The organism is Myxococcus sp. CA023 (assembly GCF_010998615.1).
Lineage (GTDB): Bacteria > Myxococcota > Myxococcia > Myxococcales > Myxococcaceae > Myxococcus.
In genome coordinates, this window is the sequence record NZ_JAAEAH010000101.1 from 18241 (window position 1) to 32299 (window position 14059).

Sequence of the window (14059 nt, forward strand, 5' to 3'; positions counted from 1 at the left end):
TATCACACGCACGTGCTATGAGGCGCACCGTGTCCATGGGACCTATCGCCTTCGACGCGACACTCTGGGACGAGCCGACCACCGGCATCGGCCTGTACACCCGTTGCCTGGCCTCCGCCCTTGAGGCGCTCGGCGTCCAGCTCATCCGCGTAGGGGCTCAGTCATCCGGCGAGGCCCCTCGCGCGAAGGCAGGGCGCACCGCCTGGACGCTGGGCGGCTTGCCGCGCGTGCTCCAGGGCTCGGATGCGCCGCTGTATCACGCACACGGTAACTTCAACCTGCCCCTCATCCGCGCGCCCGGCATGAAGTACGTGCTGACAGTGCACGATTTGATTCCGCTGCTGATGCCGGAGACGGTGTCGGCCGCGTTCCGTTGGCAGTTCCGGCTGTGGTTGTCCCGCAGCCTGATGGTGGCGGACCAGGTGGTGTGCGTGAGCGAGCGCACGCGGCAGGACCTGTTGACTCGCTACCCGGAGGCGGAGTCGCGCACGGTGGTGGTGCCCAATGGCGTGGACCACGTCCATGCGCCAGCCCTGGACGACACCAGCAAGGACTTCCTGCGCGCGCTCTCACTGCCGAAGGAGTACGTGCTCTATGCGGGCTCGCTCGACGTGCGGAAGAACGTGGACCTGGTGCTGGACGCGTTGGAGCGGCTGCGACTGCGGGGCCGGCCTGCCTCGTTGGTGCTGGCGGGACAGAGCTGGTTCGGTGCGGGGCGCGTGGAGGCGCGCATCTCGCGGCTGCGCTCGGAGGGGTTCGAGGTGCGTTCACTCGGCTATCAGTCCGACGCCGTGTTCTACGAGCTGATGCGCCGCGCGGCCGTGTTCGTGTTCCCCTCTCGCTATGAGGGGTTCGGGCTGCCGCCGCTGGAGGCGATGCGGCTGGGGACGCCCACCATCGTCTCCACCGCGGGCTCGCTGCCGGAGGTCTGTGGCGACGCCGCGCTGAGTGTGGGGCCCGACGATGCGAACGGGCTCGCGCGGGCGTTGGACCGGCTGCTCCACTCGCCGGAGGAGCGGCGGGCGCTCGCGGAGCGTGGAAAGGCGCAGGCCGCGAAGTTCACCTGGAAGCGGACCGCCGAGGGTACCTTGGCGGCGTACGAGGCCGCGCTGCGGCGATAAGGAGACGTATGCGAAAGCTCGTGTGGAGTGGGGTGATGCTGTGTGGACTGCTCGCGGGCTGTGCGGGCCGGCAGGATACAGGCACTGCTTCGGTGGAACCGCCACCCGCCGAGGCCAGCGCGGAAGTGACGGCGCCGGCCCCTGAAGACACGCAGGCCACCGAGGTTCCGCCTGCCGGGGACGGTGAGGCGAAGGCGGCCGTCCAGCCCCTGGTGGTGACGCCCAATCCCGAGCCGAAGGACCCCATCAATGTCCGAAGCGCCACGGTGGACGGTGGCATCCTGACGCTGGCAGTGATGCATGGCGGAGGTTGCGCCGAGCACACGTACTCGCTGGCCTGGGATGGGAACCTCCAGCAGGGCGCGGATGGCACGCCCGTGGCGAACCTGGTGCTGGTGCACAATGGGAACAACGACCGGTGCAAGGCGCTCCTGCGGGCCAGTCCTCGCTTCGACGTGTCCTCGGTTTCGCAGCGCTTCGGGGCGCAGTTCGGGAAGTCCTCGGGCACGGTGAACCTGGTCGTGTCGGACCAGGCTCACGTGCGCTACGACTTCTGAGCCCTACGACTCAGCGGGGGACGCCTCGGTGACGCCCTCCGCCAGCAGGTCCTCGCGCAGCTTCGTGAGGACCTTGCCCAGCAGGTTCAGTCCTCGCCACTTCGCGGGGTGATGGATGCGCGGGTCCTCCTCATCCAACCCCACACCCCAGATGCGATCCACGGGGCTGGCTTCCACCAACTCCGTGCCCACGGTGGCCAGGAGTGCTTTCAGCAGCTCCGGGCTCTGGGTGAACTTCGCACGGTTGCCCTCGTAGACGATGCGCTCACGCGCCTTCTCCCAGCGCGCGTTGTCGAAATCGCGGACCTTGCGGCCCAGGGCCTTGTGCGTCTTGGGCGACTTCGATGACAGGATGCTCGCCAGCGCCTCGCTGTCACTGAAGAGCCGCGCCTTGCCTGCCATCATGTACTGCTCCGCGCACACGTAGCGCACGCCGTCCACGGCGAAGTCGGAAGGGTGCCACTGGGAGAAGGGGGAGTGCGCCTGCCAGAAGAAGGTGAACCGCTGCTGTCCTGCTTCGCTCATGGGCAACCTCGAGAATGGTGTTTATTGTACACGAACGTTGGTAGCCCAGCGGCCTGACAAACGCCGTTACACTGCCCCACCTTCATGACGCTCTCCGACGCCCTGCTCCTGCTGGAACGCTGCTTCACCGGGCTTGCGGAAGGCGCCCCCAGGCTCCGCGAGCAGGAAGACGCCCGCTTCGCCCTCCGCCCCAGCGCCGTGTGGCTGGAGTACCGCTGGTACGTCCACGAACGGGGGATGGCGGAGGTCTTCCTCAAGTGGCCCCGTGCCTCCACCGAGCAGCGCGCCGCGGCCGAGGCCACGGTGCTGCGCGTCCATCTGCTCGGCGTATCACCCACGCTTTCCCAACGTGCGGAGCAACTGCTCGTGGGAGGCACGCCGTCGAGAGATCGCATCATGGACCTCTTCGGCGATGACGGCGTGCGCCGGGAGTGCGTCTGCCTGGGCCGGACGAACGTCACCGTGGAGCACTGGGAGCCGCAGCCCGGCCCACGCCCGTTGCTGGATGATGCGCGCTTCACCTCGCTGGCCGAAGTGCTGGAGGCGCCGGACTCCACGCCCGAGGCGCGTCACGAGGCGGTGCAGCGGCTGGCTGACGAGCGAAGCCCCCGCGTCGTGGCGGTGCTGCTCGCGCTGGTGGCGCGCAAGCACTCGCTGATGGCGCTGCGGGTGTTGTCGGAGTGGGGCGTCGTCGGGGCGCGCGAGGCGCTTCAGCGGGACCTGGCCCAGGTGCGGCCAGACAATCCGGCGGACCTGTGGACCCTCACGGCGTTGGAGCGGCGGTTTCAGGCCTGGGCGGCGCTTCAGTGAACAAAACTGGCGCGGCATCGGTCGCCCAGCCGAGCCTCCGACGCGCGCGCATCCTTGGGGACACGCGCGCGCCTTCGCTTGCTCACGCCGCGCCGGGCACGCGGGGGCCGAGCACATCGCGCAGCGCGTCCGCCACGGTCAGCTTCGGGGCCCAACCCAGCGCCTTCAGCTTGTCGGGAGCACCGACGAGGCTGGGGATGTCGGAGGGACGCAGGCGCGCGGGGTCCAGCTCGATGCGCGCGTTGATACCCGCCAGCGACAGCATCTCCTCCAGCAGGCTGCGGATGGTACGGCCCTCACCGCTGCCGATGTTGTACGCCTGCCCCGGCTCGCCCTTGTCGAGCAGCAGCCGGTAGGCCTCCACCACGTCGCGGACGTGGGAGAAGTCGCGCACCGCATCCAGGTTGCCCGTGCGCAGCACCGGGTCCACCGTGCCCAGCCCGATGGCGCGAATCTGCGCCGCGAACGAGGGCACCACGAAGGTGGGGTCCTGCCCCGCGCCCAGGTGGTTGAAGGGCCGCGCCATGACGACCTCCAACCCGTAGCTGCGGTGGAACTGCACCGCGGCCAGCTCCGCTGCGGACTTGGAGGCCGCGTAGGGGCTCAGGGGCACCGCGGGGGTGTCCTCGGTGGCGCGCGTGCCTTCGGGCACCGGGCCGTACACCTCGCCGGAGCCCACCAGCACCACGCGCGCCTTCGGGACGCTCTCGCGCACCGCGGTGAGCAGGTGCACCACGCCCATGGTGTTCACCGCGAACACCCGGGACGGGTTGTGGTGGCTCTTTGCGACCGAGCTGAAGCCCGCCAGATGAATGATGCCCTCGGGCTTCGTCTCGGCCACCGCCGCCTTCACCGAGGCTTCATTGGCCACGTCGAAGTGCAGGGCGTTGCTGTTGATGCCCTCACCGCGCGGCCCATGGGCCTCCACCACGTCGTCGCCAGCGGCGCGCAGCAGGGCGCACAAGTGCCGGCCGACGAAGCCATCCGCGCCTGTTACCAGAATGCGCATCTACCGCTGCCCCGCCTTCACGCGCTCCAGGTCCGCGTCCACCATCATCTCCACCAGCTCCTTGAAGCGGACCTTGGGCTCCCAGCCCAGCTTCGTCTTCGCCTTGGCCGGGTCACCGATGAGCAGGTCCACCTCGGCGGGGCGCACGAAGGCCGGGTCGATGAAGACGTGCTTCTCCCAGTTCAGGCCCACGCGCGCGAAGGCAATCTCCACCAGCTCGCGCACGGTGTGCGTCTCGTTGGTGGCCACCACGTAGTCCTCGGCCTGCGGCTGCTGGAGCATCCGCCACATGGCGTCCACGTAGTCGCCCGCGAAGCCCCAGTCGCGCTTGGCGTCCAGGTTGCCCATGGGCAGCTTCTCCTGGAGGCCCAGCTTGATGCGCGCCACGTTGTACGTGACCTTGCGCGTGACGAACTCCAGGCCCCGGCGCGGCGACTCGTGGTTGAAGAGGATGCCGCTCACCGCGAACAGGTTGAAGGACTCGCGGTAGTTCACCGTGATGTGGTGGCCGTAGGCCTTGGCCACACCGTACGGGCTGCGCGGATAGAAGGGAGTGTCCTCCGTCTGCGGAACCTCCAGCACCTTGCCGAACATCTCGCTGGACGACGCCTGGTAGAAGCGCGCCTCCGGGCGGGTGTGGCGGATGGCTTCCAGCATCTTCGTCACGCCCAGCGCGGTGAACTCACCCGTGAGCACAGGCTGGTTCCAACTGGTGGGGACGAAGGACTGCGCCGCCAGGTTGTAGACCTCGTCGGGCTTCGTCAGGTTGAGCAGCGCCGCGAGCGAGAACTGGTCCAGCAAGTCGCCTTGGTGGAGCTGAATCTTCCCATGCAGGTGCTGGATGCGTTCGAACTTCTCCTCCGACGAGCGGCGCACCATGCCGTGCACCTCGTAGCCCTTCGAAAGGAGCAGCTCCGCGAGATAGCTGCCGTCCTGCCCCGTGATGCCCGTGATGAGTGCGCGCTTGGTCGCCATGTTCTTTTCTGTGTTGGCTGGAAGACGCACTTTCTAGCCGACGCTGTCACCCATCGCCAACCGTTCCCGGCCGCTTCCTACTTGAAAGCCTGACGCCTCGTGCCAAGTTAGGGAGCTCCAATCGCTCAACGTGGAGGCGGTCATGCGCAACCCAACCCCCCTGGCCCTGGCGGCGTTGCTCCTGGGCACTCCGGTGTCCGCGCAGGTCGCCGTGTCGCCGACGGCGCAGTCCGAGCCCGGCCCGTCCATCACCGGCGGGGTGCTCCAGGACGTGGCCCTCTGGGTGAGTCCCGGCGCCCCCAGCAGCAGCCTGTTCCTCACCGCCTACAACAGCCCCAACGCGGGCCTCGTCACCTTCGGCGTGGGGGGCGAGCAACTGGATGCGGAGCTCACGGATGGCCCGATGTTGGCCGTGGCCGTGCGGGACGGCTTCCCGCTGTCCGGGGTGCAGCAGACCCTGGTGGTGGCGGCCAGCATCAACTTCAACGGGCTGGCGGCCTACACGGTGGACCCCGACCGCGCGGACCGGGTGGTGCGGATCGGCGCCGCGGGCTTCCTGACGGGGACGCAGTTCTCCGCCGTGGCGCTCTATCAAAACGAGGACTCGGGCCGGTTCTATGTGTTCGCGGGCACGTCCACGGGCGTGCTCCGGCAGTACGAACTGGCCGGGGACACGGGGAGCGTGACGGCCACCCTGGTTCGCACGCTCACCACGACGGGGCCCATCGCGGGTCTGGCCGTGGACGAGGCGTCGGACTCCCTGTTCGTCACCCAGCAGGGGCAGGGCCTGTGGCGCTATCCGGCGGCCGCGGACGCGGACGTCACCGGTCAGCAGCTCTCCATCCAGGGCTCGGGCGGGCTCTCCGCCAATGTGGGCCGGGTCGCGCTGTACCGCGCGCGCAATGGCGAAGGGTACATCCTGGTCGCGGACACGGGCGCGGATGCGTTCGCCGTCTATGAGCGGCGCGCGAGGACCCTCGTGGGCTCGTTCCGGCTGGCTGACGCGGATGGGGGCGTCATCCGGGCGAATGACCCAGTGGCCCTCGCCGTCACCGCGTCGTCGCTGGGCACGACCTATCCCGACGGGCTCTTCGTGGGCAGTGACGCGTTCTCCAACCCGCAGCGCTTCCTGTACGCGCGCTGGCCGGCAGTCGCCGAGGCCTTCGACCCCGCGTTGCGAATCGACACGCGGTTCGACTCGGACGGGGGGACGGACGGGGGCACGGACGGTGGCCCGGGGGACGGAGGTGGCACCGGTGGTCCGGGGCCCGCGCCAGGCCCGGGCAATCGCCCCGACGAGTCGGGCTGCTCGTGTGCTTCGGCCTCCGTGCCGGCCACCGCTGCGTTCGCGTTGCTCGCCCTGGTGCGGGTGGGGCGCCGCCGTCGCGACTGAAGCGCGTTGCCAGCGGGCGCGCGTCGCGCTGAAGTGCGCGCCCTCATGCGTTTCTTTCGACTCATCGCCCTCGCGTTGGCGTGCGGGGCCACCACCGCGTGCTCCGGCTTCTGGACCCGCGGCGCACCGCCGGAGCCCATCCGCATCACCCTGGTGGGCATCAACGACTTCCACGGGCAGGTGGAGCCCCATCGCACGCCACTGAAGGACGGCCAGGTGGTGGAGGAGGGCGGCGCCGCCACGCTCGCGGCCTACGTGGCGCGGCTGCGCGCGGCCAACCCGGGCGGCGTGGTGCTGCTGGACGCGGGCGACATGTTCCAGGGCACGTTGCCTTCCAACCTCACGGAAGGGGCCGTCGTCGTCGACGTGTACAACCACTTGGGGGTGGACGCGGCCGCCATTGGCAACCACGAGTTCGACTATGGCCCCGTGGGGCCGGGTTCCATGGCGCAGCGGCCCGGGGATGATGCGCTGGGTGCGCTCAAGGCGCGCATCGGCCAGGCGCGATTCCCCATGTTGTCGGCGAACCTCCGCGACGCCTCCACTGGCGCGCGCCCCGCCTGGACGGGCAATGACGGCACGTACCTGATGAAGGTCAAGGGCGTGAAGGTGGGCATCATCGGGCTCTCCACGGAGGACACCCCCAAGGTCACCAATCCCGCCAACGTGTCGTCCCTGCGCTTCCTGCCCCTGGCGCCCGCCGCGCTGGAAGCGTCCCGTTCCCTGCGCGCGCGCGGCGCGGAGGTGGTGGTGGTGGTGGCGCATGCGGGAGGCAAGTGCACGGACTTGAGCAACCCCCGCGACACGTCGAGCTGCGACGAGGGCGACGCGGAGATTCTGTCGATGCTGAAGGTCCTGCCGCCAGGCACGCTCGACGCCATCGTGGCGGGACACACCCACCAGACGATGGGCCACTTCTTCGCCCAGGTGCCCATCATCGAGACGACGGGGCTGGCGCGCTCCCTGGGCGTGGTGGAGCTGTTCGTGGACCCGGACAGTCGCCGCATCCTGCCCGAGCGCACCCGCATCCAAGCCGCCATTCCCCTCTGTGCGAAGGTGGACGCCACCCAGGGAACGTGTGACGGCCGCCGCCTGCGGAACGAGCCCCAGGTGCGCCTGGAGCCCGCGTTGTTCATGGCGGAGCCGGTGGTGCCCGACGCGCAGGTGGCGCCGCTGCTGGCGCCAGCGCTGGAGCTGGCACGGGAGGCGCAGAATCGCCAGCTGGGGCTCGTGGCGGCCACGCCCCTGGCTCGCGGCTACACGGAGGAGGGCGTGCTGGGCAATCTGGTGGCGGACGTGCTGCGTGCGTCGGCCAACGCGGACGTGGGGCTGATGAACCCGGGCGGCGTCCGCGCGGACCTGCCTGCGGGGCCGCTCACTTTCGGTCAGGTGTTCGAAGTGCTGCCCTTCGACAACACGGTGGCCGTGGTCACCCTGACGGGCCCCGAGCTGTCGCGGTTGCTGAACCTGGCCTATGGCAACGACATGGGCTCCGTCTTCGCCGTCTCCGGCCTCGAGGTGACGCTGGAGCGCTGCCCGGGGCCCGGGCGGTTCTCGGGAGTGGCCCTCACCGGCGGTCAGCCGCTCGTGCTCGACCCCCGCAAGATGTACCGGGTGGCCCTCCCGGACTTTCTGGCGCGAGGCGGTGACGGGCTGGAGCCCCTCTTGAACACCGTGCCACCGGAGCGCATCGAGATGACCCCCGTCGACGGGCTCGACTTGCGCGAAGCGCTCGTCGCCTACGGGAAAGCCCGGGGCGGCACGCTGGAGGCCCCCGAACTGGGACGTGTCCGCTACACGGGTGTAGCAGAGTGTCAGCAGGAGGCGCGCTGAGCGCGTCCCGGCTGAAAATTCGGACGACGGCTGATCCGCTGAGGGTGAACGAAAGGACTCACCCCAGGGGAAGGACACTGAAATCGCGCCGGGGGCCGATTTTTCGGCCTGGGATCAGTTTCCAACGGGAAGCGGAGGTCCTACTCTAGTCCCTGCGAGTGTCCACTCCGAGGTGGCCCAGGGCCTGCGTGGGTGGACTCCCGTGAGCTGGAGGAACCGACATGCTCTACAAAGTGACCCCGATGATGGCGCCGCCTGCGCCTGAGAAGGCGAAGCAGCGTGAACCGGGGCAGGGCCAGCCGCGCAAGCGTCGCAAGTCCGCCGTCTACGACGCGGATGGTCAGGAGGTGCTCATCTCGCTGATGTGCATCAAGTGCAAGACGCTGAAGCCGCTGGCGCAGTTCGGCCTGCGGAAGATGGCGGATGGCGCCATCCGGAATCAGCCCTGGTGCCGCACGTGCCGCTCGGGCGCGGGCAGCAAGAAGCCCAAGGCGGGCAAGGACGCCGCTGCCGCCGCGCCGGTGGAAGAGGCGGCCCCGGTGCTCCAGGTCGTGCCGGCCGCCGCGAGCCCCGAAGCGGGTGAATCCCCCGCCGAGCCTGTCGCCGCCGCGCAGGGCTGAGCCACCGTCGCTGTCCCAGCTCCCGGGGGGCTGGACCTTCCAGGTCCAACTCCCGCGGGAGCATTCCTTCCAGTCCTACGACAGCCGCAGACCGGCGGGGAGCGTATCCCCGAGCGCGCGAGCCTCGTCCGCGGCTTCCAGCGCCACGACTTCGCGCACCATTCGCACCCAGGTCTCGGAGGCCTTCGCCGCCAGCAGGGCCTGGGCCGTGCGCTCGCGCAGGTCCGGGTCCAGATCGCGCGTGCGGTCTCCCGTGAGCCGCGCGAGCTGCGCCGCCGCGAAGGACGCGCCGTCAATCTTCCGCAGGTCCAACTCCAGCAGCAGCGTGAGCCAGGCCTCGGCCGTGTCCACGTCCACCACCTTGTGGCTGCTGCCGTACAGGGGCACGCGCGCGCCCAGCCGTCCCAGGGACCAGGCCCACGGGCCGCCGGACTTCGCCTCGGCCTTCAGCCGCGCGGCAATCCACCGGCCCAGCTCCGCCTTGTCACCCGGTTGCAGGTGCTCCAGCGAGGCCGCGGTGCGGACCATCTCCTCCAGGCCCTCGGGCTGGATGCCCTTGAGCTTCCCCGGCGGCGGCGCGTCCGGTGGCACCTTTCGCGCCAGGTGGGGCTGGAGGTACGCGTACAGCTTCTGCTGCCGCGCCTCGTCCAGTCCGCCCGCGATGCGGCGCCACATCACCCAGAACTCCGTCCACACCGCCTTGTCCGTGTGGTGCTGCACCAGCGCGTCGAACAGGCCGAAGGTCTGCTCCGCGCGCCAGCCGTCCAGCGGGTAGCCGAAGCCCGGCCGCAGGCTGAAGCCGGTGAGGCTGTAGAAGACACGCTCGTGGTCATCCGAGCGTCGGCGCTTGCTCGCGCCCGCGAAGAGGGTGCTCCACATCTCCCGCAGCACCGGCACGCGCCACGTCTCACGCGAGCCCAGGGCCTTCTCCAGCGTGCGCCCGAGCTGCTTCACGTCCTTGGGGCCAATGGGCAGCGGCTTGTTGCCGTAGACGCGCTCGATGTTGTCCTTCGCCTCGACGAAGCGCGCGGGCATGGACTCGGTGACGGTCAGCTCGTGCGAGCCGCCGGTGCCGCGCAGCTCGAACTCCAGGCGCCACCGCTCGTCCGCGACGTTGGACACGCAGTACAGCTCCAGCGTGCCAATCTCCGTCAGCGCCGCCTGGAGGTGCACGGGCACTTCGGCCACCTTGTTGGAGGAGCCCTTGAGCAGGGTATGGATGGGCGGCAGCGGCTTGAGGTCCTCCGCCAGCGGCACCAGATCGCCGGGCTTGTCGATGCGGTCGCTGGTGGTGGAGTAGAGCTGGAACTGCACCGGCCGTCCCAGGGTGAGCGAGAAGGGGCGCTCGCCCAGGTCCACCTTCTGGCCTTCCTCGAAGCCGCGGGGGATGAGGCACAGCGCGGGTTGCTCGGCGCTGTCCGCCGCGCGCTGCAGGCCCACGTAGTAGGCACGCGCCGCGCCGCCACCAATGCGCAGGCCGTGGCCGCGCCGCACCAGGCCGTAGTACGCGGCGCCCCGGGCCACCGCGAGCTCCAGGGATTCGTGCCGCAGCAGGGGAATGCGCGGCGCGTTCGGCCACCAGGCGGAGAGGGCCTCCACCAGCCGCTCGGAAATCTGGGGCGAGTTGAACACGCCGCCGTTGAGCAGGATGGCGTCCGGCCGGGGCAGGGCGCCCTCCGCCGGCGCCGTTTCGCCCAGCGCCGCGAAGCCCGCCGCCGCGTGCTGCGCGAGGAAGGCCGCCATGTGCCGCGTCACCGCCGCGTCCTGCACGTAGGGCAGGCCCAGCTCCTGAAGCGCCATTCGCGCGGCGCGGCGTGGCCTGTCAGCGGGTGTGGTGAGGGGGAAGAAGCCGTCCAGCACCAGCGCCTGCGCCTCGTCGCGCGTCAGCTCCGTGGACAACGTGCCGCCCAGCAGCTTGCTGCCGCCACTCACCAGTGACACGCCGTGCTTCTCCGGTGGGGCGAGGCCGAGCAGCGCCTCCTTCGCGGTGCGCGCGGCCTGAATGGCCTGCGTCCACTGCGTGGCGGACAGGCGGCGGCCGTCCGTGAAGAGCTTCTCCTCCACCCGGCGCGCCAGCGCGGCGTCCATGTTGTCGCCGCCCAGCATCAGGTGGTCGCCCACGGCCAGTCGCCGCAGCATGGGGCCTTCGGGCGACAGGCCCGCGTGCACCAGCGTGAAGTCCGTGGTGCCGCCGCCCACGTCCACCACCAGCACCAGCCGGACGTTGGAGAGCGTCTGCTCCAGGTCCGCCCGGTGGCGCGCGGTGTAGTCGTAGAAGGCCGCCTGGGGCTCCTCCAGCAGGGTGAACTTCTCCAGGCCGGCCTTGCGCGCCGCGCTCACCGTGAGGGCGCGGGCCGCTTCGTCGAAGGAGGCGGGGACGGTAATCACCACCTCCTGCTTCGACAGGGGCGCGTCCGGGTGCGCGTAATCCCACGCGCGGGCCATGTGCGTCAGCAGCAGGGCGCTGGCGTCCACCGGGGACAGCTTCTGGACGTCCGCGGGCGCACCCCAGGGGAGGATGGGCGCGGAGCGGTCCACGCCCGGGTGGCACAGCCAGCTCTTGGCGCTGGCCACCAGCCGCCCCGGTACGCGCGCGCCCTGCCAGCGCGCCAACTCACCCACCACCCACGGGCCGCCGTCATCCCCCCAGGGCAGCGTGAGCGAACCCTCCGCCAGCTCGTGGCCGGCGGGCACGTACACGGTGGAGGGCAACAGGGCCCGCGGGGCCACCTCGCCCTGACGGACGAGCTGTGGAAGGGCGAAGTCCTCCACGGGGGCACCCGCGCCCCGCGAGGGGTCCACGGATGCCACGGCGCAATGGGTGGTGCCCAGGTCGATGCCAACGATTCGCATACGCCTCCGATTGACGGATGGCTTTCTACTCCTTCATGCGGACGTTGAGCTCCAGCTTCCAGCGCCCGGGGCCATCCTTCTCCAGGCACCGGAGCTCCAGCGTCCCCACCTCCGTCACCGCCGCCTGGAGGTTGACGGGCGTCAGGTCGCTGAAGACGGAGGGCTGACCGGGCATGGTCGTCTCGATGGGGGCCAGCTCCTCCAGCCCGCCGTCGGCCAGCTCGGTGTCGACGTCCTCCAGCATGACGCCCACCTTGTCGTCGCGCCGCAGGGACGAGGAGAAGAAGCGGAAGCGGGTGGGCTCACCGGTGACGAGCCCGAACTCCTGGGGCGGGACGTCCGCCTGCGTGCCTTCCTCCATGCCGAAGGGGGCCACGCAGAGCGCCTTCACGGGTGGCTCCATGCCAGGCACCGCGGGCATCGCCGTCTCCACGCCCACGTAGTAGGCGCGGGCCGTGCCGCCGCGGATGCGCAGGCCGTGGCCCTGGCGCACCCAACCGTAATAGGCGGCGCCGCGCGCCACCGCCAGGTCCAGGTCCGCGCCCTCCAGCGCCTTGGCAGGCTCTCCGCCATCCTCCGTGAGCCAGCCGTTGAGTACCTCCATGACGCGCGCCTTCAGCGGGCCGGCCTTGAAGACGCCGCCGTTGAAGAGCACCGCCGTGGGGTGGAGGAAGGCCTTGCCGCTGACGTCCACCGGCGCGTCCGGGCTGGACGCGAGCGCCTGCGCCTGCCGGGTGAGGAAGGCGGCCAGGTGACGGGATACCCCGGCGTCCTGGGCGTAGGGCAGCGCCATCTGCGCCAGGCCGGTGCGGCGCGCGGTGCGCGGCAGCTCGGTGACGGGCGTCACGGGGAAGAATCCGTCGGTGAGGACGCGGTCCAGCTCCTCGCGCGTCAACTCCGTGCGCAGCGTGCCGCCGATGAGCGAAGAGCCCCGGCCGGGGATGGAGATGGGCGCGCGCTCCAGGGACGGGTCGGCGTAGAGCGCCTCCTTCGCCTGGCGGCAACCATGGGTGAGGGCGTTGAACTGCCAGGCGTCCAGCTTCTTGCCCTCGGCGGCCATCCGCTGGTTCAGCGTGTGCGCCAGCGCCAGGTCCATGTTGTCGCCGCCCAGCAGGATGTGGTCGCCCACGGCCACGCGCAGCAGCTCCAAATCACCCGCGTTGTCGCGCACGGTGATGACGGAGAAGTCGGAGGTGCCGCCGCCCACGTCCACCACGAGGATGACCTCGCCGGGCTGCACCTGCTTGCGGAAGTTCTCCCCCATGGCCTCCAGCCACGCGTAGAGCGCGGCCTGGGGCTCCTCCAGGAGGGTGATGTTGGGGATGCCCGCGGCCTTGGCGGCCTCCAGCGTCAAGTCGCGCGCCGCCGCGTCGAAGGAGGCGGGGACGGTGACGATGACGTCCTGTTCGGACAGGGCGTTGCCGGACTCCTCGCGCTCGCGGGCGAAAGTGTGGTCCCACGCATCCTTGAGGTGGCGGAGGTAGCGCGCGGAGGCGTCCAGCGGCGACACCCGTTGCACCTCCTCGGGGGCCTGCCACGGCAGCAGCGCCGCGCGCCGGTCCACGCCGGGGTGGGACAGCCAGCTCTTGGCGGAGGCCACCAGCCGGGTGGGCACCTTGGCGCCGTGCGTGCGGGCGAACTCACCCAGCAGGGTGCTGGCCTCCGGCTTCCACGGCAGCGCCAGGCTGCCGGCGGGGAACTCCTGCGCGGAGGGTAGATAAAGGAAGGAGGGGAGCAGCGGGCGGGCCTCGACGGTGCCGGGCGCGGTCAACTGGGGGACGGGCAGCATGGACTGCGCGCCGCCGCGGGGCTTGCCCTCCTCCAGATTGAAGTAGGACGCCGCGGAGTGCGTAGTGCCCAGGTCGATGCCAATGGAATAGCGGGCCATATCGGACGAGAACTCCTGGAAGACGCGGGTTTGTTCGCGCTGTGAGGCCGTGGTGGCCGGCTCAGGAAAGCTCGACCTCCGCGGGAGCAAGCACGCGCGGGTCGATGGCCGGGCTGACGGTGGGCAGCTTCACCGCCGTCGTCATCCAGCCGTGGTGACGCAGGATTCCGTTGTAGGGCGGCTGGCCCGCCACGTTGCCGGTGAGGCGGATGCGCTGGGCGTCGAACCCGACGGGCACCGGCACCGAGTCCCCTTCCGACTGGGGCAGCACCCGCTCCAGCGTCAGGTAGGTCTGGGCGACCTTGCGGCAGCCTTCATGGACGATGCGCGCCGCCGCGCCCACTTCCGCGTCGGAGAAGGCGGAGACGTTCTCCTGGAGGAAGTCCACGAAGCGGCCCTCTCGCTGGAGCATGCCCAGCAAGGACAGGGCGCTGGCGTGCTCGCGCTCGGGGGGCAGGGCAGGGGGCGGCTCGGG

General features: G+C 70.4%; 12 protein-coding genes. 6 read left to right on the forward strand and 6 right to left on the reverse strand.

The window, feature by feature from the left end:
- The first annotated feature begins 35 nt into the window (after window positions 1–35).
- Entirely contained in the window at window positions 36–1121 is a 1086-nt protein-coding gene (locus F8M74_RS32835; protein ID WP_141257773.1) for a glycosyltransferase family 1 protein, read from the forward strand.
- 8 nt (window positions 1122–1129) lie between these two features.
- Entirely contained in the window at window positions 1130–1678 is a 549-nt protein-coding gene (locus F8M74_RS32840; protein ID WP_141257767.1) for a hypothetical protein, read from the forward strand.
- Window positions 1679–1681: 3 nt separating this feature from the next.
- On the opposite strand, the gene F8M74_RS32845 is transcribed toward F8M74_RS32840, so the two are convergent.
- A complete protein-coding gene (locus tag F8M74_RS32845; protein WP_141257768.1) occupies window positions 1682–2203 on the reverse strand; it encodes an NADAR family protein in 522 nt (173 codons plus the stop codon).
- An 84-nt stretch (window positions 2204–2287) separates the two neighbouring features.
- Between F8M74_RS32845 and F8M74_RS32850 the strand changes: the two genes are divergently transcribed.
- Window positions 2288–3013 carry a hypothetical protein gene (locus tag F8M74_RS32850; RefSeq protein ID WP_141257769.1) on the forward strand — a complete coding sequence of 242 codons (726 nt, stop codon included), beginning with the start codon at window positions 2288–2290 and terminating at the stop codon, window positions 3011–3013.
- An 82-nt stretch (window positions 3014–3095) separates the two neighbouring features.
- Here F8M74_RS32850 and F8M74_RS32855 read toward each other — a convergent pair whose 3' ends face one another.
- On the reverse strand, window positions 3096–4022 hold the full coding sequence (locus F8M74_RS32855; protein ID WP_141257770.1) for a GDP-mannose 4,6-dehydratase: 927 nt from the start codon (window positions 4020–4022) through the stop codon (window positions 3096–3098).
- Window positions 4023–4997 carry a GDP-mannose 4,6-dehydratase gene (gmd, locus tag F8M74_RS32860; protein ID WP_141257771.1) on the reverse strand — a complete coding sequence of 325 codons (975 nt, stop codon included), beginning with the start codon at window positions 4995–4997 and terminating at the stop codon, window positions 4023–4025. It lies immediately after the preceding gene.
- Between the two features lie 142 nt (window positions 4998–5139).
- Here gmd and F8M74_RS32865 point away from each other — a divergent pair, with 142 nt between their 5' ends.
- The 3 genes from F8M74_RS32865 to F8M74_RS32875 all read left to right on the forward strand — a co-directional run bounded on the left by F8M74_RS32865 (window position 5140) and on the right by F8M74_RS32875 (window position 8843).
- Complete coding sequence (locus tag F8M74_RS32865; RefSeq protein ID WP_141279765.1) at window positions 5140–6390, forward strand: myxosortase-dependent phytase-like phosphatase; 1251 nt, start codon at window positions 5140–5142, stop codon at window positions 6388–6390.
- A gap of 45 nt (window positions 6391–6435) precedes the next feature.
- Window positions 6436–8223 carry a bifunctional UDP-sugar hydrolase/5'-nucleotidase gene (locus F8M74_RS32870; RefSeq protein ID WP_141258940.1) on the forward strand — a complete coding sequence of 596 codons (1788 nt, stop codon included), beginning with the start codon at window positions 6436–6438 and terminating at the stop codon, window positions 8221–8223.
- Between the two features lie 221 nt (window positions 8224–8444).
- Complete coding sequence (locus F8M74_RS32875; RefSeq protein ID WP_141258939.1) at window positions 8445–8843, forward strand: hypothetical protein; 399 nt, start codon at window positions 8445–8447, stop codon at window positions 8841–8843.
- Between the two features lie 75 nt (window positions 8844–8918).
- Here the strand turns inward: F8M74_RS32875 and F8M74_RS32880 are convergent, their stop codons facing one another.
- The 3 genes from F8M74_RS32880 to F8M74_RS32890 all read right to left on the reverse strand — a co-directional run.
- Entirely contained in the window at window positions 8919–11696 is a 2778-nt protein-coding gene (locus F8M74_RS32880; protein WP_141258938.1) for an Hsp70 family protein, read from the reverse strand.
- A gap of 25 nt (window positions 11697–11721) precedes the next feature.
- Window positions 11722–13584 (reverse strand): Hsp70 family protein, encoded by a 1863-nt coding sequence (locus tag F8M74_RS32885; RefSeq protein ID WP_141258937.1) that lies wholly within the window; start codon window positions 13582–13584, stop codon window positions 11722–11724.
- 61 nt (window positions 13585–13645) lie between these two features.
- Window positions 13646–14059 (reverse strand): DUF2760 domain-containing protein (locus F8M74_RS32890; protein WP_141258936.1); only part of this gene is annotated, 414 nt, incomplete at its 5' end.

What these genes read in the sequence shown, in the direction of transcription:
- F8M74_RS32835 (WP_141257773.1), top strand. Translation starts at nt 36, where the DNA reads ATGGGACCTATCGCCTTCGACGCGACACTCTGGGACGAGCCGACCACC.
- F8M74_RS32880 (WP_141258938.1), bottom strand. Translation starts at nt 11,696, where the DNA reads ATGCGAATCGTTGGCATCGACCTGGGCACCACCCATTGCGCCGTGGCA.
- F8M74_RS32840 (WP_141257767.1), top strand. Translation starts at nt 1,130, where the DNA reads ATGCGAAAGCTCGTGTGGAGTGGGGTGATGCTGTGTGGACTGCTCGCG.
- F8M74_RS32885 (WP_141258937.1), bottom strand. Translation starts at nt 13,584, where the DNA reads ATGGCCCGCTATTCCATTGGCATCGACCTGGGCACTACGCACTCCGCG.
- F8M74_RS32865 (WP_141279765.1), top strand. Translation starts at nt 5,140, where the DNA reads ATGCGCAACCCAACCCCCCTGGCCCTGGCGGCGTTGCTCCTGGGCACT.
- F8M74_RS32845 (WP_141257768.1), bottom strand. Translation starts at nt 2,203, where the DNA reads ATGAGCGAAGCAGGACAGCAGCGGTTCACCTTCTTCTGGCAGGCGCAC.
- gmd (WP_141257771.1), bottom strand. Translation starts at nt 4,997, where the DNA reads ATGGCGACCAAGCGCGCACTCATCACGGGCATCACGGGGCAGGACGGC.
- F8M74_RS32875 (WP_141258939.1), top strand. Translation starts at nt 8,445, where the DNA reads ATGCTCTACAAAGTGACCCCGATGATGGCGCCGCCTGCGCCTGAGAAG.
- F8M74_RS32855 (WP_141257770.1), bottom strand. Translation starts at nt 4,022, where the DNA reads ATGCGCATTCTGGTAACAGGCGCGGATGGCTTCGTCGGCCGGCACTTG.
- F8M74_RS32870 (WP_141258940.1), top strand. Translation starts at nt 6,436, where the DNA reads ATGCGTTTCTTTCGACTCATCGCCCTCGCGTTGGCGTGCGGGGCCACC.
- F8M74_RS32850 (WP_141257769.1), top strand. Translation starts at nt 2,288, where the DNA reads ATGACGCTCTCCGACGCCCTGCTCCTGCTGGAACGCTGCTTCACCGGG.